Origin of the sequence: Massilia niabensis, assembly GCF_042655085.1 — a bacterium.
Classification (GTDB): domain Bacteria; phylum Pseudomonadota; class Gammaproteobacteria; order Burkholderiales; family Burkholderiaceae_D; genus Telluria; species Telluria niabensis.
Genome location: NZ_JBHSMU010000015.1, coordinates 823383 through 842667, shown reverse-complemented (window position 1 = coordinate 842667; position 19285 = coordinate 823383). Strand labels below are relative to the sequence as shown.

The window sequence follows — 19285 nt, the reverse complement described above, 5'->3', positions numbered from 1 at the left end:
GTCGCGATGTTTCTGCGGCCGGCTGAACGCGTGGGGTGACGCGGGCTAGATGCCCGCGGAACGCGAAGCGGCGCAATGGCCGCGTGCATGCACCGTGCCGGGTGGAGCCGACCACCCTACTCCACCGTGATCGGCAGGTCGCGCCCTTCAACCGCCACCTGCCCCGCATAATCAGCCGCATAAATGCGCAGGATGTAGTCGCCCGGCGCCAACGCGCCGACTTTCCAGCTGCCCGGCACGACCTGCCCGTCCTGCAAGCGGTTGTTGACGGCATACGCGAAGCGCGTGGCCTTGCTGCCGTAGACCGTGATGCCGCTGTTGGCCGCATACACCAGCTTGACCGCTTCGCGCTCGCGCGGCAGGCGGTCGTAGACCTGCGTGACGATGGGCTGCTCGTAGCCGGCGACCGCGCGCCCATCGGCATGCAGCAGCTGGTAGCCCAGCTTGTAGAGGCCGAGGCGGCGGCGCGCCAGGTTGCCGTCCATCTGGTCGTAGCCGTCGGCCACGATCGACACCTCGCCCAGCGTACGCGCCACCTTCACGCGCTGGCCGCGCCTGGCGGGAAGGCGGCGGCCGATGCTGTCGTACAGGGCCACGTCCTGGATGCGCGGCGCGATCGTATCGCTCAAGCCCGCGAAGGGCAGCGTCAGCGGGTTCACCAGCGAGCCGCCCGGGTAGTAATCCATGTGCACGTGCGCCATGCTGTTGATGCTGCCAAGCGCGTCGCCCACGGCGAAGCGGGTGCCGCGCGGCACCCGCACGCGCATCGGTTTGCCACGGGCGTCGAGCAGCAACTGGAAGCGCGCATCAAACGCCCGGTCCCGGCTGTCGCGGCCGACGCGCATGTGGATGTACGACAGCGGCCCTACGGCGATGCCTTCGCTGAGGGTGCCGTAGCCCCAGTTCGCGTACGGGTCGCTCACTTTGGAGGGCGTCACCGCCAGCACGCGCGAGCCGATGTCGGCGCGCACGTCGAGCCCTGCATGGAAGTGGTCGCGGCTCTCGCCGTTGTAGCTGCCGCGCACCTCGCCCATCAGGCCCACGACCTCATGGACCTGGTCCTGCGGGCCGACCGGCCACGGCATGGGTTCGTTGCGGACCGGCTGCACAGGCGGCACGGATGCCGGCGCCGGTTCTCCCGGCTGCGGCGGCGCCAGGCGCACGACGTTCAGCGCCAGCGCGTCGGCCACGATCACGGCGCCGCCGCGCTCGACCGCGATGCCGCGCGGCGCGTACAGGCGCACCGTGCCATCACTGGCGTAGGTCGATTCGGGCGGGCGGTCGGCGTCGGGCAGCGCGCGCAGGTCGCCGCCGGGCGCCAGTTGCAGGATGCGCCCGCCTGCGCCGCTGGCGATGTACAGGTAGCCGTCGCTTGTGATGGCCAGGCCGGTCGGGCGCCGCAGCACCGGATTTGGTTCGCCCTCGATCGGCGCCGCGATGGTCGACACCAGGGCGTCGGCCCCGATGCGCCGGATCGCGTTGTTGCCGGTGTCGGCGACGAACAGCGTGCCCTCCTTGTCCACCGCGATGGCGCTGGGCGTGTCGAAGGCCGCCAGCGATGCCGGTCCGTCGGCATTGCCCGGCTGGGCGTGGCCGGCGACCGTGGTGACGGTGCCGTCGGGCGCAATGCGGCGGATGCGGTCGTTGTAGGTGTCGGCGACATACACATTGCCGCGCGGATCGACCGCGATGCCGACCGGCGCATGGAAGCGCGCTGCCCGCCCCTTGCCATCCAGGTGGCCCGGCTGGCCATCGCCTGCGAGCGTGGTGACGCTGCCGTTCGGTGTGATTTTGCGGATGGCGTGGTTGCCGGTGTCGGCCACGTACAGGTTGCCGGCGCGGTCAAAGGCGAGCGCCGATGGAGTGTGGAAAGCGGCGGCGCCGCCGACGCCGTCGAGGAAGCCTTCGCTGCCGCCGGCAAAGGTGGAGACGCTGCCTTGCCGATCGATCCGGCGGATGCGGTTGCTGTCGCCGCCGTCGGCGACGTAGACGTTGCCGTGCGCATCGAGGGCCACGCCGAACGGGTCGCTGAAGCGGCTGCTCGCCGCCGGACCGTCGGCGACGCCGCTCTGGCCGTTGCCGGCCAGGGAGCTCACGCGCGCGGCCCAGAATGCCTGCGTCGGCGCCGCGGCGGGCAGCAGGACCGCCTGCCGCGACCCGGATGTGTCGCGCCCGCCCTGGAGAAGATAGCCGCCCACGCCGGCGGCCAGTACACCGGCGCCGGCCAGCGCCGCGATGATCGATTTTCGGTTCACTCTAGCGCCTGCTATTGCACAAACTGAAAGTTTAACCGATCAGCCTGATGCGCACGGCAGGCGCGTTCATTCGTGTGCCCGGTATCAGCGCTTGCGCAGCAGGCGTGCGAACAATGAGGAGATCGACCGGGTAGGAATCAGTTTGGCCAGCGGGCCTGGATGGTTGCAGCGCGATGTGATGGTCATGTTGTGATCTCCGAAACATTGATTATCAGGATATTCATACTGCCGAGTTCGCTCTGTGCGCCAGTTCGCATAGCGTCGCACCTCGCCATGACGCCCTTGTGACAAACGCGCGCACGCCGTCACATTTGATCCATATCATGGTCAGTACAGCGCTGCGCCCTACTCTTTTTGGGCCCACCGCTTGCGGAGGACCAGAGCGTCTCATAACCACAGATGAGGGAGAAACGACATGAGCTACGCAGATCGTGACAAATATGGGATGTACAAGCACACCAGCAGCGCGGGGCCGGGGCCGGCATTGATGGGGGCGGACACGCTGCTCGGCGACCACGTCGTCAACGTAGCCGAGGAGAAACTGGGTGACATCAAGGAAATCATGCTCGACATGAACACCGGCCAGGTCGCGTATGCCGTGCTGGCCTTCGGCGGTTTCCTTGGCATGGGCGAAAAACTGTTCGCCGTGCCCTGGCAGGCGCTGCACCTCGACACGTCCCACCACCGCTTCGTGCTGAACGTCGACAAGGAGCGCCTGAAAACGGCTCCCGGCTTCAACAAGGATGCCTGGCCCGACATGAGCGACATCAATTGGGCCAACCAGGTCCACACCTTCTATGGCACCGATCCGCACCGCGGCGGCGCCCCGACCATGGCGCCGGGCGTAGGCATGCGCACGGGCATGAGCGAAGGAGGCGGCGCCGGGATTGGCTCGGGCATGGGCACCACGGCCGGTGGCATGGGCAACACGGAAGCCGCAGTCCATGGAACGGGCGGCAGCGTCGACCCGCGTTCCGGCAACCTGGGCGACGACAAGGACATCAGCAGGATCCGGGGCAGTAATATCGGCTGAGGATCGTAGGGTGGACGGGTTCCCCGTCCACGCGTTCAAATCACGTTATCGGGCCCGCTCCGTGGCGTACACCGTGCGTTGAACGCGTGGACGGCAGAGCCGTCCACCCTACGCATCCCTTTATCGAATCATCGACTCCCACACCTTCTGCAGGCGCTTGGCCGACACCGGCATCGGCGTGCGCAGCTCCTGCGCGAACAGCGACACCCGCAATTCCTCGAGCATCCAGCGGAACTCCGTCATGCGCGGGTCGTTGCTCTTGCCCGGCTGCTTCGAAATGCGCTGGAACTGGCTGGCGGCGTTCTGCCACTCGGCCATCAGCTGGGCGTCGCGCGACGGATTGCCGCGCAGCTTTTCCAGGCGGATGTTCATCGCCTTCAGGTAGCGCGGGAAGTGCGCGAGCTGGCTGTACTCGTTGTCGGCGACAAAACGCTTGTGCACCAGCCCCGCCAGTTGCGCCCCCATGTCGGCGGCCACCGCCTGAGGCAGTCCGTTGAGTCGCTTCGGCATGCCGTGGAACTCGGCCAGGACCGAGCCCACCAGGCGCGCGATCTCATTGATCAGCAAACCAATGCGCCCCTTGCCCTCCTCCTTGCGCTTGTTGAACGACGCGGCATCGCTTGGCAACGGGTCCTGCAGGCAGGCGATGTCGATCGCCTTCTGGATGATCTGGTCGCGCAGCTCTTCCTGCGAGCCGACCGTCATGAACTGCATGCCCATCTGCTGCAGGCCGGGGATGTTCTTCTCGGCGAACTTCAGCTGGTCCTTCAGCTGCAGCGCGAACAGGCGGCGCAGGCCGATGCGGTGCGTGCGCGCCGCCACGTTCGGATCGTCGAACACTTCGAGGTCGCAATGCGTGCCCTTGTCGACCAGGGCCGGGAAGCCAATCAGCGTCAGCTTGCCCTGGTTGATTTCAAGGAGCTCGGGCAGCTCGCCGAAGGTCCAGCTGGTCAAACCCGTGTGCTGGCTGACGGCTGGTGCGGCAGCCTGGGGAGCCGGCGCGGCGCCTTTGCCCTTGCCCTGCGGCGCCGGCGTCGATGGTGCCGCGCCCTTGCCGCCGCCCCAGGACGCAGGTGTGGCCACGTTGGCACGCACCGTGCCGACTGCCGCCGGCGTCGCTTCGGCCATCTTCTGGAAGCTCTCCCGCGCCTGGCTGCCCAGCTCCGCCTGCAGGCTCGCCAGGTTGCGCCCCATCTCGAGCTGGCGGCCGTGTTCGTCGATGATCTTGAAATTCATGAACAGGTGGGTCGGCAGCGTCTCGAGCTTGAAGTCGCCCGTCAGCACGTTCACGCCCGTCTCGGCGCGCACGTCTGCGATCAGGACGTCGACCAGGTCGCCGCGTCCGAACGCATTTGCCGCATGAATACGTTCGACAAAGCGCGCCGCGTAGTCCGGCAGCGGAACGCAGTGGCGGCGCAGCTTTTGCGGCAGCGATTTGAGCATCAGGTGCACGCGCTCCTTGAGCATGCCCGGCACCAGCCAGGCCGCGCGCTCCTGCGGAATCTGGTTCAGCGCAAACAGCGGTACGGATAAAGTGACGCCGTCGCGCAGGCTGCCCGGCTCGAAGTGGTACGACAGCCCCATCTCGATGCCGGTGACGTTCATCGTCTTCGGGAACAGCTCGGTCGTCACGCCGGCCGCTTCGTGGCGCATCAATTCTTCGCGGTTCAGGAACAAGAGCTTCGGGTTGTCGCGCGCGCCGTCCTTGTACCATTTTTCAAAACCGGCGCCATTCACCACGTCCTTCGGGATCTCGGCGTCGTAGAAGGCATAGATCAGCTGCTCGTCCACCAGCACGTCCTGGCGGCGCGACTTGTGCTCGAGGTTCTCGATCTCCTTCACCAGCTTGTGGTTGTGGGCATAGAACGGTGCGCGGGTTTCGTAGTCGCCGGCCACCAGCGCGTCGCGAATGAAGATCTCGCGCGCCTCGTACGGGTTGTGTAGCGCATGGTTGATGCGGCGGCCGCTGTAGACGACGATGCCGTACAGCGTCGCCCGCTCGAGCGCCGACACCTGCGCCGGTTTCTTTTCCCAGCGCGGCTCGCCCCACGATTTTTTCAGCAGGTGCGCGCCCACCTTCTCGACCCACTCCGGCTGGATCTGCGCGATGCAGCGCGCGTACAGGCGCGTGGTCTCGACCAGTTCCGCCGCCATGATCCACTTGCCCGGTTTTTTCGTCAGCGACGAACCCGGCCAGATATGGAACTTGATGCCGCGCGCACCCAGGTAACCGGCGCCCGGCTCGTCCTCGGCCTTGAAGCCGATATTGCCCAGCAGGCCAGTCAGGAGCGCCATGTGCAGCTGGTCGTAGGTCGCAGGGGCCTCGTTCAGGCGCCAGCCCTGCTCGCGCACGATGGTCAGCAGTTGCGAATGGACGTCGCGCCACTCGCGCAGGCGTACCTGCGACAGGAAGTTGGCGCGGCAGTTTTCCTGCAACAGGCGGTTGCTTTTCTTGTGTTCGATCGCGTCTTCGAACCACTTCCAGATCTTGATGAAGCTGAGGAATTCGGACTTCTCGTCCGCGAACTTCTTGTGCTTCTCGTCGGCCTGCTGCTGGTATTCCATCGGCCGGTCGCGCGGGTCCTGCACCGACAGCGCCGAGGCGATGACCAGCATCTCGGACAGGCAGTCGTTGTCGAGCGAGGCCAGGATCATGCGGCCCACGCGCGGGTCGAGCGGCAAGCGCGCCAGTTTGCGGCCGAGCGGCGTCAGCTCGTTGACATCGTCGACGGCGCCCACTTCCTGCAGCAGCTGGTAGCCGTCGGCGATCGCGCGGCCCTGCGGCGGCTCGATGAACGGGAAGGTTTCCACGTCCGTCAGGTGCAGCGACTTCATGCGCAGGATGACGGCGGCCAGCGAGGAGCGCAGGATTTCCGGTTCGGTGAATTTCGGGCGCTGCAGGAAGTCGTCTTCCTCGTACAGGCGGATGCAGACGCCATCGGCCACGCGGCCGCAACGGCCGGCGCGCTGGTTCGCCGCCGACTGCGCGATCGGTTCCACCTGCAGCTGCTCGACCTTGTTGCGGAAGCTGTAGCGTTTGATGCGCGCCAGGCCCGCATCGACCACGTAGCGGATGCCCGGCACGGTCAGCGAAGTCTCGGCCACGTTCGTGGCCAGCACGATGCGCCGGGCGTTCGTGGTGCGGAACACCTTGTCCTGCTCTTCGACCGAGAGGCGCGCGAACAGCGGCAGGATCTCGACATGCGGCGGATGGTGCTTGCGCAGCGCTTCGGCGCAATCGCGGATCTCGCGCTCGCCCGGCAGGAACACGAGCACGTCGCCCTGGCCAAGGCGGCACAGTTCGTCCACCCCCTCGACCACGGCGTCCATCAGGTCGCGTTTCTCGCGCGCCTGCTGGCCTGCATTTTGTCCTCTTTGGGCGGGCTTGTTGTCGACGCCACCGCCAGCAGCGACGGGGTCGCGGTCCACGGGACGGTAACGCACCTCGACCTTGTACAGGCGGCCCGAGACCTCGATTACCGGCACCGGTTTTTTGCCCTCCTGCGTGAAGTGGCGCGCGAAGCGCTCGGCGTCGATCGTCGCCGAGGTGATGATCACCTTCAGGTCGGGACGGCGCGGCAGCAGCTGCTTCAGGTAGCCGAGCAGGAAGTCGATGTTCAGGCTGCGTTCGTGGGCCTCGTCGATGATGATCGTGTCGTAGGCTTTCAACAGCGGATCGGTCTGGGTCTCGGCCAGCAGGATACCGTCGGTCATGAGCTTGATCGAGGCGCCCGGCTGCAGCGTGTCGTTGAAGCGCACCTTGAAGCCGACGTGTTCGCCGAGCGGAGTGCCGATCTCGAAGGCGATGCGCTTCGCGGTCGAGGACGCGGCAATCCGGCGCGGCTGGGTGTGGCCGATCAGGCCCTTCTCGCCACGGCCAAGCTGCAGGCAGATTTTCGGGAGCTGGGTCGTCTTGCCGGAACCGGTTTCGCCCGAGACGATGATCACCTGGTGCTCCATCAGGGCCTTGGCGATCTCCTCGCGGCGGCCCGAGACCGGCAAGTCTTCCGGATAGGTGAGCGGCGGCAGCGGAGTTTGCACACGCGGCACGCGCGGTGCGCGCTCATTCTTCTGCGGGCGTTCGCGCTTCGTCTCGGGTTTCGTCTGAAGCGCACCGTCGCGCGTCTGCGTCATCGGCGCGCGCAACTCTCCCGCGCCACGCTGGCGCGGCTTATTAGAAGACTGGTTCGGGGATCCTGCGCGCGCCGTGTCCGGCGAAGGCTTGTTACTCTGTTCAGACATTGTTTTTACGAGGTATTTGGTGCGCAAGTCGCGTAGCGAATTATAATGCGGCAAATGGAAAACCCTACCCAATTCGTCCAGTGGTTGCGCTCTGTCGCGCCGTATATTCATGCCTTTGGCGGCAAGACGTTTGTCGTTGCGTTTCCCGGTGAGCTGGTCGCCTCCGGCGCCCTGCCGGTACTCGCGCAAGACCTGTCCCTGCTCGTCGCACTCGGCATCCGCATCGTGCTCGTGCATGGCTCGCGTCCACAGGTGGCCGAGCAGCTCGGGCTGCGCAGCGTCGAGGGCCGTTTCCATAACGGCGTGCGCATCACCGACACCGCCGCCATGGAATGCGCAAAGGAAGCGGCCGGCGAACTGCGCCTCGATATCGAAGCCGCGTTCAGCCAGGGTTTGCCGAACACGCCGATGTCGAACGCCCAGATCAGCATCGTGTCCGGCAACTTCGTCGTCGCCCGCCCGCTCGGCGTGATCGATGGCGTCGACTTCGAACTGACGGGCATGACCCGCAAGATCGCCGCCGACAAGATCGCCCCGATCCTGCAGACCGAAGACAACCTGGTGCTGCTCTCGCCGCTGGGCTTTTCCCCGACCGGCGAAGTCTTCAACCTGACGATGGAAGACGTAGCCGCATCGGCCGCCATCGCCCTCCACGCCGACAAGCTCATCTACATCACGGAAACGCCGCTGATGTCCGACGAGGCAGGCACCGAAATCCGCGAACTGTCCTCGCACCAGGCCGAGGCCGTGCTGCAGGCGAACTTCCTGCCGCCGGACGCCGCCTTCTACCTGCGCCACGCGATCAAGGCCTGCAACAGCGGCGTCGACCGCGCGCACATCGTGCCTTTCGAGATGGACGGCTCAGCCCTGCTCGAGCTGTTCACCCACGATGGCGTGGGCACCATGATCAGCCACGAAAACCTGGAAAGCCTGCGCCAGGCCACAATTGAGGACGTCGGCGGAATTATCAAGCTGATCGAACCACTGGAAGCCGACGGCACGCTGGTCTATCGCGGCCGCGAACTGATCGAGCGCGAGATCGAGCAGTTCTCCGTCATCGAGCACGACGGCGTGATCTTCGGCTGCGCCGCCCTGTATCCGTTCCCGGACGCGAAGATGGGCGAGATGGCCTGCCTGACCGTGAACCCCGACGTCCAGGCCCAGGGTGACGGCGAGCGCATCCTCAAGCACATGGAAAACCGCGCGCGCGCCGCGGGCCTGACCAAACTGTTCGTGCTGACCACGCGCACCGCGCACTGGTTCAAGAAGCGCGGCTTCCAGCCGGCCACCGTGGACGACCTGCCGAAGGACCGCCAGCACATGTATAACTGGCAGCGCAAGTCACAGGTTTTTATCAAGACCTTATAATCTTGGTTTTATCTCATACCGAATCAGGAGCAACACATGGCCCGCACCGTCCATTGCATCAAACTGAACAAGGAAGCCGAAGGCCTGGACTTCCCGCCCGTACCCGGCGAAATGGGCAAGAAGCTGTACCTGTCGGTGTCGAAAGAAGCCTGGCAGGGCTGGCTAAAGCACCAGACCATGCTGATCAACGAAAACCGCCTGAACCTGGCGGATGACCGCGCGCGCAAATACCTGGCGCAACAGATGGAAAAGCATTTCTTCGGCGAAGGCGCCGACGCGGCTGTCGGCTACGTGCCGCCAACGGCCTAAGCAGTCTTCCGGGCAGGCGCTCGCCTGCCCATCCCCGCTCGCACGCGCCCCGCGCGCAATCGTGTGATCTTCCCAGTCCAGTCGCAGTATGCTCGAGGTTCCCGCCACCAGAGGAACGCGCATGCATCCGTCGAATATTGTCCTGCTTGAATTCCATCCGGAACGCGATGACCTCGCGCCCGACAAGGAACTGCGCGACGGCCTGTCGGTTGCCTTGCGCATGGGCCACACCCTGTGGCTCGCCAACGATGAATCGGTCACCATCGAGCGGCTGACGCTGCGCCCCGAAGACAGCCAGGGCAAGAGCAGCTTCACGCGCGACCATAAACAATTCGCCCTGCACGACTTCCTGCCGATGCCGCTGCCGGCCTCCGATCCGGAGTGCCCTGACGAACTCAACGAAGCCGATATCGAAGGCCTTGCCTGCGACGGCAAATACCTCTGGGTGGCCGGTTCGCACAGCCTGCGCCGCAAGCAGCCAAAAGACGACGACGGCACCAAAAAGGCCTACAAGCGGCTGGCTTCGGTCAGCGCCGACGGCAACCGCTACCTGCTCGCGCGCATCCCGATCGTCCCCGAAGACGACGGCTACACCCTGGTGCGCGAGGCCCAGGGCAAGAACAAGCTGCACTACGCCGCCATCCTGCGCGGCGACGCCCACGGCAACGAACTGACGGAACTCCTGAAGCAGGACGAGCATCTCGGCCCCTTCCTCCCCATTCCCGGCAAGGACAACGGTTTCGACATCGAAGGCGTGGCCGTGGCCGGCAAGAACCTGCTGCTCGGCCTGCGTGGCCCGGTCCTGCGTGGCTGGGCCGCCATCATCGAGGTGTCCCTGGTCGAGGACGAGCAGCCCGCGACCCTGCGCCTGGGGCCGGTCGGCAAGAACGACGAGCTGTACCGGAAGCATTTCCTCGACTTGCGAGGGCTCGGCATTCGCGACCTGTGCGTCCAGGGCGAGGATCTGCTGATCCTGGCCGGCCCGACCATGGACCTGGACGGCCCGGTCGTCCTGTATCGCTGGCCGGGCGGCGCCCAGCCCGACGCCGGCTGCATCGTGCCGACCTCACAGCTCGAGCACGTGCTCGACCTGCCCTTCGGCCAGGGTGTCGATCACCCGGAAGGCATGACCTTGTTTCCGGCAAACGCCGGCGCCGAAGAAGGCTTGCTGGTCGTGCACGATTCCGCCTCGCCCAGCCGCCAGATTGGCGAGAGCATCCTGGTGGCGGATGTGTTTCCCTTGCCTAAGCGGAAAAAGCCGGCGGGCTAGGCGTTTTGTCTTCAGCAGCAGCCCTGCCCCTCCAGCCCGGACGACTCCTCTCCGGTTTCTTCCGGTGGATACAAGATTCGCGTGCCATCGACCCGCGCGAACTTCGTCAGCGTGTGCGGCCGCCGCTTGCCCCGGTTGATGATGTGCTCGGCCTGGATGCCGCGCACGGCGAGCGCGTCGGCCACCATCGAACGGTGGCAGCGCCACGGCACCGATTCGGCGCACATCAGGGCGCAGCGCGTGTTGCTTGCCAGCTGCACCACCTCCTCGACATTCTGGTTGAATTCGGGCGTCTGCATGTAGTCGGCATAACCGCGGAAGGAGGTATTGCGCCAGCCGCTGTTGGGGGAATCCTTCAAAGGACGGCGCAGCCCGCCCAGGCCCGGCATCTGGCGGTAGGCAATGCCGGCCTCGGCCAGCGAAACCGGCAACAGGTCCTGTCCGAACTGCGGGTTATGGCGCGACTTCGGGACGGTGCGGATGTCGAGCAGGAACTGCACCCCGTTTTCCTGCAATAAGGCGATGAATTCCTCAATCGGCCGATTCGAGTGGCCGATGGTGCAAACGATATCGGTATTCACTGGAGCGCTCCAAATTCACTGAAAGTGTATTGTCGCGCCGACAGGGCTATTCCGGCGCAGCGGAGCCCGGCGTAGAATCGGTGCATCCAAAAAAAGAAGATCAACATGCTTGCCGCGTTTGACAACCACCTGATGGACGCCCGCCCGCGGCACATGACATGGCTGCGCCGCGGTCTGATCGAATTCCTGTATTTCGGCTTCAAGAACGCGCGCTCCTGCCTGTTCGTCTTCACTTTTCTCGCCGCGATGCTCCTGATGCCGCGCTCCGGCATCCTCGGCATTCCACGTTACGACATGCTACTGATCGTCGCGCTCGCGATCCAGTTCTGGATGGTGTACGCCAGACTGGAAACCTGGGATGAACTGAAAGCCGTCTGCCTGTTCCACGTGGTCGGCTTTGCGCTCGAGGCCTTCAAAGTGTCCGGCAGCATCCAGTCCTGGAGTTATCCCGATTTTGCGTACACCAAGACCTTCGGGGTGCCGCTGTTCGCCGGTTTCATGTACGCGTCGGTGGGCAGTTATATCGTGCAGGCCTGGCGCATGTTTGACCTGCGCATCCGCCACCATCCGCCCTACTGGATGGCGGCACTGATTGCCATCCTGATCTATGCGAATTTCTTCACCCACCATTACATTGGCGACTACCGCTGGTACCTGGCGGCCTGCGCGCTCGGGCTGTATTCGCGCACCGTCGTCATTTACCGCCCGCTCGACCGCGACCGCCAGATGCCGCTGATGCTCGGCTTCGTGCTGATCGGCTTCTTCATCTGGCTGGCCGAGAATATCGGTACGTTCTGGGGCTTGTGGCGCTATCCGGACCAGCTCGGCGCCTGGTCGATCGTCCACCTGAGCAAATGGAGTTCCTGGTCGCTGCTGGTGATCATGACCTTCACGATCGTGGCCGGCCTGAAGCACATCAAATCGAAAATCCATATCGCCGAGGCGTAAGAGCTGAAAAGCGCAAAAGGCCACACACCTGCATGGCAGGTGTGTGGCCTTTTGCTTGCAACGGCTATCGAGGTTCCCAGCCAGCAGCGGGTGCCGGCTACGAGAACTGCGGCAGCTTAGCGCTTGTCCTGCATTTTTTCGCCGACGCGCTCGATGCCCTTGCCAGCCTTGTCGGTAACGGCGTCTGCGCCTGCAGCGACTTCAGCAGCGGCTTCCTTCGATTCCTGGCGCACTTCGGCGCCGGCTTCCTTCAGGTTCTCGGCGGCTTTGTCGGTTGCCTGGTCGACGTTCGCAGCGGCCTTCTCGGCGGCCTGATCGACGTTCTCGGCAGCGCGCTCGGTAGCAGCGCCAACAGCAGCACCGGCTTCCTTCGTTTCCTCGGCGACCTTCGCGCCAGCATTGTCAATCGCTGCGCCGGCTTCCTGTGCAGGACCGGTCGAAGGGTCGTTGTCGGCTTTCTTGCAACCGGTGGCGAGAACGGCGACAGCCAGCATCAGGGCGGAAATGGTGGTTTTGTTCATGATTTGCTCCTTAACAATTTGTTGTCATTAGATTACCCTTTCCAGAAAATACATGCCACACGTTACACTTGTAACGTGCGCGCACCTGTCCGGAAACGGCTGCGTTCAAACTTCCACAATTCATAGGTATGAGCCCATGTATCGCATCTGCTGCCTGTTGGCTACTGCCTTTGCGCCTAGCACCACTAACGCACGAGCCCTGGCTTCGGCTGACATCACTTATCGTTTCATGGAATCAATATGGCCGTAGCGCTCAATCCGGCTGAAGTCGAGTTCATTGCGATTCGCGCCCAGGGGCCGGGCGGACAGAACGTCAACAAGGTGTCGTGCGCCGTTCACGCGCGCTTCGACGTCGGCGCCTCGTCGCTGCCGGCTTACGTCAAGGAACGCCTGCTGGACATGCGCGACTCGCGCATCACCCGCGACGGCGTGGTGGTGCTCAAGGCGCAGCAATCGCGCAGCCTGGAACAGAACAAGGAAGATGCGCTGCAGCGCCTGCAGGCGCTGGTCGATGCGGCGGCCGAGATTCAGCTCGTGCGCCGGGCAACCAAGCCGACGCGCGGCTCGCAGCGGCGCCGGCTGGATGAAAAAACGCGCAGCGGCCAGGTCAAGGCGCTGCGCGGCAAGGTACGAGAGTAATTACCGTCGGCCTTACATTTTTCGGCACTGGCGCAGCTCGCAGCGCGCCATGAACACCCTGCCGCCCGCACACTGCAGGCGATAGACCTCGACCGGTCCCGGCGCGGTCACCAGTCCCGCGCCCTGCCCCGTGCAGGCATGCTGGCGCGCCAGCTGCTCGACGGTCACCGAAGACACGCCGACCCGGTAGGGCACGCGCTCGATCAGCGCGCCGCCGGCATCGACCAGTTGCGGTGCCGATGTGGCCGCCGCCGCGACTGCCGGCGTGGCCGGCTTCTTTCCGAACATCGCACAGCCGCTCAGGGCGGCGAGCATCATCAGCGGCAGTAAGCGTTTCATCATCAGAACGTGAGGGTCTTCACGCCATCGGCCGTGCCCAGCAGGCAGACGTTGGCGCCGCGCTGGGCGAAGAGGCCCACCGCGATCACGCCGACGATGCCGTTGATGTGGGTTTCAACGCCGACCGGATCGGCAATCTCCATGCCGGCCACGTCGATGATCTCGCCGCCGTTGTCGGTGATAAAGGCCTCATCGCTGCCGGCTTTCGTACGCAGGCGCGGCTGGCCGCCGAGGCTGGCCAGCTTGCGCATCACGGCCGCGCGCGCCATCGGGATGACTTCCACCGGCAGCGGAAACTTGCCCAGGGTCTTGACCAGTTTCGAGCCGTCGGCGATGCACACGAACTGCTTCGACACGGAAGCGACGATCTTTTCGCGCGTGAGCGCCGCGCCCCCGCCCTTGATCATGGCGCCGCTATCGGTGATTTCGTCGGCACCGTCGATGTAGACGGCGATCGACTCGACCTCGTTCAGGTCGAACACGGGAATGCCGTGACCGCGCAGACGCTCGGCGGTGGCTTCCGAAGAGGCAACGGTGCCCTTGATGCGGTCCTTGATCTTCGCCAGTTCGTCGATAAAGAAGTTGGCCGTCGAGCCCGTGCCCACGCCGATGATTTCGCCGTCGACCACGTAATCGATGGCGGCGCGTGCCACGGCTTGCTTGAGTTCGTCCTGAGTCATGATGTCCGCAATGGTAAAGAAGGAAAGGCGACATTTTAGCGGATCGGGGTGTCCCTGGCCGCAGGGACAGGTGCCGGGCATGCATTTCCGGTCCCTGCCCATGCAGATTTATAATGAACTGCGGAAATCACCAACACTTCACAACGCGCCCACGTGGAAGGCACATGCCCAGCTACTCCAGGCTCAAATCGGTACTGAAAGCCGCCTTCCGTGGCAGCCGCGAGAGCGTGGCTACTGGCCTGCGGCCCGTGACGGCAACGCTCGACCGTCCCGAAGGGAGGCGGCGCTACCTGATTGCGGTGCCCGCCAGGCCCGGTCCGGGCAAGCGGGCGCTGGTCGTGGTCCTGCACGGCGCCTTCCTCTCGGCCGAGCAGGTCCTGGGCCTGGCGTTTCCGCCCTCGCCCCTGTCCTTGTGGCTCGACATTGCCGAACGCGAACAACTCGTGGTGGTGGCCCCTGATGCCGGCAAAGGTGGCTGGAACGACTGCTTCGCCAGCGCTGCCCGGGTCGCCAGGAAGAACGATGTCGCCTTCATCGAGGCGGTCATCGATCGCGCCATCGCCGAGCACGAAGTTGATCCGCAGCGCGTCTACCTGATCGGTATGTCGCGCGGCGGCCATATGGCGTATCGCCTGGCAATCGAGATCCCGCACAGGCTGGCGGCGTTCTCGACCGTTCTCGCCAACATGCCCCCGCCAGGGCGGGCCAGGATGCCGGTGGTAGCGCTGCCGGTCCTGGTCTTTGGCGCCACCGCCGATCCCCTGATGCCCTATCACGGGGGCAAATACTTGTATGTGCTGGGTTTCCTCGATCGGGTCAGCAGTATCGAGGAGAGCGTGAAGGTATGGCGCGAACTGGCCGGCCTGCCTGACATGCCGGATGCGTCGTACCCCATCGAGCGCGAAGCCGGGGGCAAAACCAGTGTCACCTGCTCCATGTGGGGACAAGCCCCGGATGGGCTCCAGGTAGGCTTGTACAGGATCGAGCGCGGGGGCCATGTGGAGCCGAGCCGCCGCAAGCGCTATCCCTGGTTCATCACTGCGCTGGTCGGCGCGCAGAATGCCGATATCGAGGTGGCGGAAGCTGCGTGGGAATTCTTCAGGCACAAACGCGCCGGACTGCCTGCCAATCGGTGAGTAGGTGATGCGGGCTCAGTCCCTGCCCGGCAGGCAGCCATACTGGTCGCGGCCCGCGCGCCGCTCCGCACCGACATGGTGCACCTTCAGGCCTGCCGGCTGGCGCGCCAGGCAGAAACGGGTTTGGTAGCGCAAGGGGCGCGCCGGGCTCTTGCCGGGGCGGGCGTCGATGACGACCGTGTACAGCTCGCCCTCCTTCAGCACCGCGGCCGGCGTTTGCGGCAGCGCCGGTATCCGGCCGCCGTAGGGGATGCACATGCTGAAGGCGACCGGAAATGTCCGATCGCGCGGCATGGCCATGCGCCACAGGGGAAGCTTGTCCCCGCTCGCCGTGACCGTGATCGACCCAAAGTCAGGCGTGCCGCCGCGCCCTTCTTCGCGCTGCGAAATCGTAAAGCACGGCACGCCGTTCGCCCCCGCCCGCACCTCCGCTTCGCCGACGCGACGTGCCGCCTGAGCAGGAAGCACGGCCAGGCAGGCAAGGCACAGGATCAGAAGCGGTTTCATCGCGGAGTCGGAAAACAAGAAAGTGGTGAGGAATAAGACTACAATGTTGCTGCATGGCAGCATTGAGAAAAATCAATGGCGGGATGGGGAGTGGAATGCCGGAGACGGCATATGCAGATGTGCGGTGCGCAGAGGGTGATTGAACGCAGTGATTCGGACTGTTGGACTTTACCCGTCACACCCGCCGCCACAGCGGCAGGCGCGCCAGCTGCCGCGCCGGCCCGCGGTGCAGGTTCTCGCGGCTGCGAGGGTCAGCGAGGAACCCCGCCAGCACCCGCTCGTACAGCGCCAGCTCGCCCTGGTAGCGCCGCTGCCGCATCGCCTCCGGCCGCCCCAGGAACTTCAGCACGAAGTAATCGGCCAGCAGGTCGCCCTGTGCTTCCATGTTGTAGTCGGAGAGAAGCGCGTCCTCATGCAGGTCGTAGTGGTAGGGCAGCCCGAGGCGCACCGCGCCGCGCAGCCGTACTGGGTAGCCGAGCTGGTGCTGCCAGACGTGCACCATCTCGTGCATGAACCAGTGCTGGCCTACGATGCTGGCCTGGGCGTAGTCGTCGAGGAAGCAGGAATGGTGGAAGTAGATGCTGCCGTTCGGCGTCATCGCGCAGTTCTTCGGCTGCAGGTAAGGCAGGTAGCGCCGCGAGAACACGCGCACGCGCGCGTAGTCGATGGCGTCGCCAAACAGCAGCGACGCCATTGCGATCTCGCCCGCGGTGAGCGGGCGCCAGCGGCGGCTAGTCAAACCCGGGCCAATCTTATGCGCGCAGCGCCGCCGCGGCCCTGGCCAGCTCGGTGATACGGCCCCAGTCGCCGGCGGCGATGGCGTCCTTCGGGGTCAGCCACGAACCGCCGACGCAGGCCACGTTCTTGCAGGCCAGGAAAGCCGGCGCGGTATCGATCGAGATGCCGCCGGTCGGGCAGAAGGTCACGTCCGGCAGCGGGCCGGCGATCGCATTGAGCATGCCGACGCCGCCCGCCGGCACCGCCGGGAACAGCTTCAGTTCCCTGAAGCCGGCTTCGCGCGCCGCCATCACTTCCGACGGCGTCATCACGCCCGGCAGCAGCGGCAGGCCGCTCTTTCGTGCCGCCTCGATCAGGGCCGGCGTCAGCCCCGGCGAGACGCCGAACACGGCGCCGGCGTCGCGCGCGGCGGCGAATTCCTCGCCCTGGGTCAGGGTGCCGACGCCGACGATGGCGCCTTCGACCTGCGCCATGGCGCGGATCGCACCCAGCCCGTGCGGCGTGCGCAAGGTCACTTCGAGCACGCGGATGCCGCCGGCAACCAGGGCTTTCGCGAGCGGCACGGCGTGCTCCGGATCGTCAATGGCGATCACGGGAATCACGCTCGCCGAGCGCATGATGTCAAGTATGGTCATGGTCGTAGTCATGGTTATTTCTGGGTCCTGAACAGGAAATCTTCGTCGGAGCCGGGCATGATTTCGCCGCTGTCGGCGCCCTCATGCAACGGCACGGTGGTTTGTTTCGGCGACGGCAGCGGGAAGGTGGCCGCGCCCTCTTCCGCCGCGCTGCTCGAATTGCGGAACATGGCAAACAGCTCGCGCCCCATGCCGATGTGGGACGACGAGATGTCGGCCGTGACCTGCTTGCGCGCGGCCCATACGTCGGCCGGCACCAGGGCTTCGAGCGTGCCGGCATTCGCATCGACACGGATCATGTCGCCGTCGCGCACCAGGCCGAGCGGGCCGCCGGCCAGAATTTCGGGCGACACGTGGATCGCCGCCGGCACCTTGCCCGACGCGCCCGACATGCGCCCGTCCGTCACCATCGCCACGCGGTGGCCGGCATCCTGCAGGTTCGACAGCGAAGGGGTGAGCGCATGCAGTTCCGGCATGCCGTTCGCGCGCGGGCCCTGGAAGCGGATCACGGCCACGAAATCGCGGTTCAGGTGACCGGCCTTGTAGGCATGCATGAAATCTTCCTGCGAATTGAAGGTCAGCGCAGGGGCTTCCACAACCTGGTGCTCCTTCTTCACGGCCGACACCTTCATCACCGCGCGGCCGAGGTTACCCTTCACCAGCACCATGCCGCCGTTATCGCTGAACGGGTTGGTGTGCGGGCGCAGCACCGATTCGTCGCCGCTTTGTACCGGCACGTCGCGCCACACGACCTTGCCGTCCTCGCCGAGGAAAGGCTCCTTGCAGTGCTTGCGCAGGCCGTGGCCGAGAATCGTGTTCACGTCCTCGTGCGCCAGACCGGCATCGAGCAGCTCGCGGATCACGAAGCCCGGGCCGCCGGCAGCCTGGAAGTGGTTTACGTCGGCGTCGCCGTTCGGGTAGATGCGCGTGATCGACGGCACGACCTTCGACAGCTCATCGAAGTCGTTCCAGTCGATGACGATGCCGGCGGCACGGGCGATGGCAACCAGGTGCAGCGTGTGATTGGTCGAGCCGCCGGTCGCGTGCAGCGCGACGATGGCGTTGACGATGCTCTTTTCGTCGACGATGTGCCCGACCGGCATGTAGTTGCCGCCCTGCTGGGAGATCGCCACCGCCTGCTGCGAGGAGGCGCGGGTCAGCGCATCGCGCAGCGGCGTGCCCGGCGTGATGAAGGCGGCGCCCGGCAGGTGCAGGCCCATCATCTCCATCAGCATCTGGTTGCTGTTGGCGGTGCCGTAGAAGGTGCAGGTACCGGCGCCGTGATAGGACTGCGACTCGCACTCGAGCAGTTCTTCGCGGCTGGCCTTGCCCTGCGCGTAGAGCTGGCGCACGCGCGCCTTTTCCTTGTTCGACAGGCCCGAGGTCATCGGGCCGCCGGGCACGAACACGGCCGGGATATGGCCGAAGTGCAGCGCGCCGATCAGGAGGCCCGGCACGATCTTGTCGCAGATGCCGAGGTACAGGGCGGCGTCGAACATGTTGTGCGACAGCGCCACGGCAGTGGACATGGCGATGGTGTCGCGCGAGAACAGCGACAGTTCCATGCCCGGCTGGCCTTGCGTGACGCCGTCGCACATGGCGGGCACGCCGCCGGCGAACTGGGCCACGGCGCCGATCTCGCGCACGGCGTCTTTGATCACGGCCGGGAAGTATTCGAACGGCTGGTGCGCCGACAGCATGTCGTTGTACGACGAGACGATCGCGACCGAGGGTTTTTTCGTTTCGCGCAGCTTGAGCTTGTCGTTCTGGGGGAAGGCGGCGAAGCCGTGCGCGAGGTTGGTGCACGACAGGGCGCCGCGCTGCACGCCGTGGATGCGCGCCGCCTCAAGGTGGGCAAGGTAAGCGGCGCGCGAGGCGCGGCTGCGCTGGATGATCCGGTTCGTTACCTGTTCAACTACAGGGTGGAGCGTCATTATCGTTCCTTCGAAATTGTATTCTGAAATTTTACTACAGAATGAGATGGGCGGTTGCGGGCTCTGGTTTCGCAGCTGGGGTGCTGTGCCATACCGCGTGGGCACAAGTGCCTACGCCGGCCGCGCCCACCCTACGAAAACCCGACGAGT

The 19285-nt window shown here is 65.3% G+C and carries 17 protein-coding genes; 7 read left to right on the top strand and 10 right to left on the bottom strand.

Annotated elements, in window-relative coordinates; all coding sequences use genetic code 11:
* Positions 1-116: 116 nt before the first annotated feature.
* Positions 117-2255: a gluconolaconase gene (locus ACFPN5_RS18215; RefSeq protein WP_379785195.1), complete on the bottom strand. Its 2139-nt coding sequence runs from the start codon at positions 2253-2255 to the stop codon at positions 117-119.
* Between the two features lie 415 nt (positions 2256-2670).
* On the opposite strand from ACFPN5_RS18215, the gene ACFPN5_RS18210 reads away from it, so the two are divergent.
* A complete protein-coding gene (locus ACFPN5_RS18210) occupies positions 2671-3288 on the top strand; it encodes a PRC-barrel domain-containing protein (protein WP_379785194.1) in 618 nt (205 codons plus the stop codon).
* Between the two features lie 120 nt (positions 3289-3408).
* On the opposite strand, the gene hrpA is transcribed toward ACFPN5_RS18210, so the two are convergent.
* A complete protein-coding gene (gene hrpA, locus ACFPN5_RS18205; RefSeq protein WP_379785193.1) occupies positions 3409-7422 on the bottom strand; it encodes an ATP-dependent RNA helicase HrpA in 4014 nt (1337 codons plus the stop codon).
* 162 nt (positions 7423-7584) lie between these two features.
* On the opposite strand from hrpA, the gene argA reads away from it, so the two are divergent.
* From argA to ACFPN5_RS18190, 3 genes are all read left to right on the top strand, one after another.
* Positions 7585-8898, top strand: coding sequence for an amino-acid N-acetyltransferase (gene argA / locus ACFPN5_RS18200; protein WP_379785192.1), 1314 nt, complete (start codon positions 7585-7587; stop codon positions 8896-8898).
* 36 nt (positions 8899-8934) lie between these two features.
* Positions 8935-9207 (top strand): oxidative damage protection protein, encoded by a 273-nt coding sequence (locus tag ACFPN5_RS18195; protein ID WP_379785191.1) that lies wholly within the window; start codon positions 8935-8937, stop codon positions 9205-9207.
* Between the two features lie 121 nt (positions 9208-9328).
* The gene (locus tag ACFPN5_RS18190; RefSeq protein ID WP_379785190.1) at positions 9329-10477 is read left to right on the top strand and encodes a DUF3616 domain-containing protein; all 1149 of its coding nucleotides are present in this window, start codon (positions 9329-9331) and stop codon (positions 10475-10477) included.
* Positions 10478-10488: 11 nt separating this feature from the next.
* On the opposite strand, the gene ACFPN5_RS18185 is transcribed toward ACFPN5_RS18190, so the two are convergent.
* The gene (locus tag ACFPN5_RS18185; protein WP_379785189.1) at positions 10489-11058 is read right to left on the bottom strand and encodes a DUF488 domain-containing protein; all 570 of its coding nucleotides are present in this window, start codon (positions 11056-11058) and stop codon (positions 10489-10491) included.
* A gap of 105 nt (positions 11059-11163) precedes the next feature.
* On the opposite strand from ACFPN5_RS18185, the gene ACFPN5_RS18180 reads away from it, so the two are divergent.
* Positions 11164-12006, top strand: a complete 843-nt coding sequence (locus tag ACFPN5_RS18180; protein WP_379785188.1) for a DUF817 domain-containing protein — start codon at positions 11164-11166, stop codon at positions 12004-12006.
* A 116-nt stretch (positions 12007-12122) separates the two neighbouring features.
* Here the strand turns inward: ACFPN5_RS18180 and ACFPN5_RS18175 are convergent, their stop codons facing one another.
* On the bottom strand, positions 12123-12527 hold the full coding sequence (locus tag ACFPN5_RS18175; RefSeq protein WP_379785187.1) for a hypothetical protein: 405 nt from the start codon (positions 12525-12527) through the stop codon (positions 12123-12125).
* Between the two features lie 240 nt (positions 12528-12767).
* On the opposite strand from ACFPN5_RS18175, the gene arfB reads away from it, so the two are divergent.
* On the top strand, positions 12768-13166 hold the full coding sequence (gene arfB / locus ACFPN5_RS18170; RefSeq protein ID WP_379785186.1) for an alternative ribosome rescue aminoacyl-tRNA hydrolase ArfB: 399 nt from the start codon (positions 12768-12770) through the stop codon (positions 13164-13166).
* 12 nt (positions 13167-13178) lie between these two features.
* On the opposite strand, the gene ACFPN5_RS18165 is transcribed toward arfB, so the two are convergent.
* The gene (locus ACFPN5_RS18165; RefSeq protein WP_379785185.1) at positions 13179-13508 is read right to left on the bottom strand and encodes a hypothetical protein; all 330 of its coding nucleotides are present in this window, start codon (positions 13506-13508) and stop codon (positions 13179-13181) included.
* Positions 13508-14185 (bottom strand): ribose-5-phosphate isomerase RpiA, encoded by a 678-nt coding sequence (gene rpiA, locus ACFPN5_RS18160; protein ID WP_379785184.1) that lies wholly within the window; start codon positions 14183-14185, stop codon positions 13508-13510. The genes ACFPN5_RS18165 and rpiA overlap by 1 nt, the downstream gene beginning before the upstream one ends.
* A 164-nt stretch (positions 14186-14349) precedes the next feature.
* Here rpiA and ACFPN5_RS18155 point away from each other — a divergent pair, with 164 nt between their 5' ends.
* Entirely contained in the window at positions 14350-15321 is a 972-nt protein-coding gene (locus ACFPN5_RS18155) for a CE1 family esterase (protein ID WP_379785183.1), read from the top strand.
* Positions 15322-15336: 15 nt separating this feature from the next.
* On the opposite strand, the gene ACFPN5_RS18150 is transcribed toward ACFPN5_RS18155, so the two are convergent.
* From ACFPN5_RS18150 to edd, 4 genes are all read right to left on the bottom strand, one after another.
* Positions 15337-15828, bottom strand: coding sequence for a hypothetical protein (locus ACFPN5_RS18150; RefSeq protein ID WP_379785182.1), 492 nt, complete (start codon positions 15826-15828; stop codon positions 15337-15339).
* A gap of 175 nt (positions 15829-16003) precedes the next feature.
* Positions 16004-16567, bottom strand: a complete 564-nt coding sequence (locus ACFPN5_RS18145) for a Rhs element Vgr protein (RefSeq protein WP_379785181.1) — start codon at positions 16565-16567, stop codon at positions 16004-16006.
* 13 nt (positions 16568-16580) lie between these two features.
* Complete coding sequence (eda, locus tag ACFPN5_RS18140; protein ID WP_379785180.1) at positions 16581-17201, bottom strand: bifunctional 4-hydroxy-2-oxoglutarate aldolase/2-dehydro-3-deoxy-phosphogluconate aldolase; 621 nt, start codon at positions 17199-17201, stop codon at positions 16581-16583.
* A 14-nt stretch (positions 17202-17215) separates the two neighbouring features.
* On the bottom strand, positions 17216-19135 hold the full coding sequence (gene edd, locus ACFPN5_RS18135) for a phosphogluconate dehydratase (RefSeq protein ID WP_379785179.1): 1920 nt from the start codon (positions 19133-19135) through the stop codon (positions 17216-17218).
* Positions 19136-19285 lie beyond the last annotated feature (150 nt).

Excerpts from the sequence above, each read along its gene's own strand:
- ACFPN5_RS18210 (WP_379785194.1), top strand. The coding sequence starts at position 2,671 with ATGAGCTACGCAGATCGTGACAAATATGGGATGTACAAGCACACCAGC.
- hrpA (WP_379785193.1), bottom strand. The coding sequence starts at position 7,422 with ATGACGCAGACGCGCGACGGTGCGCTTCAGACGAAACCCGAGACGAAG.
- argA (WP_379785192.1), top strand. The coding sequence starts at position 7,585 with ATGGAAAACCCTACCCAATTCGTCCAGTGGTTGCGCTCTGTCGCGCCG.
- ACFPN5_RS18195 (WP_379785191.1), top strand. The coding sequence starts at position 8,935 with ATGGCCCGCACCGTCCATTGCATCAAACTGAACAAGGAAGCCGAAGGC.
- ACFPN5_RS18190 (WP_379785190.1), top strand. The coding sequence starts at position 9,329 with ATGCATCCGTCGAATATTGTCCTGCTTGAATTCCATCCGGAACGCGAT.
- ACFPN5_RS18180 (WP_379785188.1), top strand. The coding sequence starts at position 11,164 with ATGCTTGCCGCGTTTGACAACCACCTGATGGACGCCCGCCCGCGGCAC.
- ACFPN5_RS18175 (WP_379785187.1), bottom strand. The coding sequence starts at position 12,527 with ATGAACAAAACCACCATTTCCGCCCTGATGCTGGCTGTCGCCGTTCTC.
- arfB (WP_379785186.1), top strand. The coding sequence starts at position 12,768 with ATGGCCGTAGCGCTCAATCCGGCTGAAGTCGAGTTCATTGCGATTCGC.
- ACFPN5_RS18165 (WP_379785185.1), bottom strand. The coding sequence starts at position 13,508 with ATGATGAAACGCTTACTGCCGCTGATGATGCTCGCCGCCCTGAGCGGC.
- rpiA (WP_379785184.1), bottom strand. The coding sequence starts at position 14,185 with ATGACTCAGGACGAACTCAAGCAAGCCGTGGCACGCGCCGCCATCGAT.
- ACFPN5_RS18155 (WP_379785183.1), top strand. The coding sequence starts at position 14,350 with ATGCCCAGCTACTCCAGGCTCAAATCGGTACTGAAAGCCGCCTTCCGT.
- ACFPN5_RS18150 (WP_379785182.1), bottom strand. The coding sequence starts at position 15,828 with ATGAAACCGCTTCTGATCCTGTGCCTTGCCTGCCTGGCCGTGCTTCCT.
- eda (WP_379785180.1), bottom strand. The coding sequence starts at position 17,201 with ATGACCATACTTGACATCATGCGCTCGGCGAGCGTGATTCCCGTGATC.
- edd (WP_379785179.1), bottom strand. The coding sequence starts at position 19,135 with ATGACGCTCCACCCTGTAGTTGAACAGGTAACGAACCGGATCATCCAG.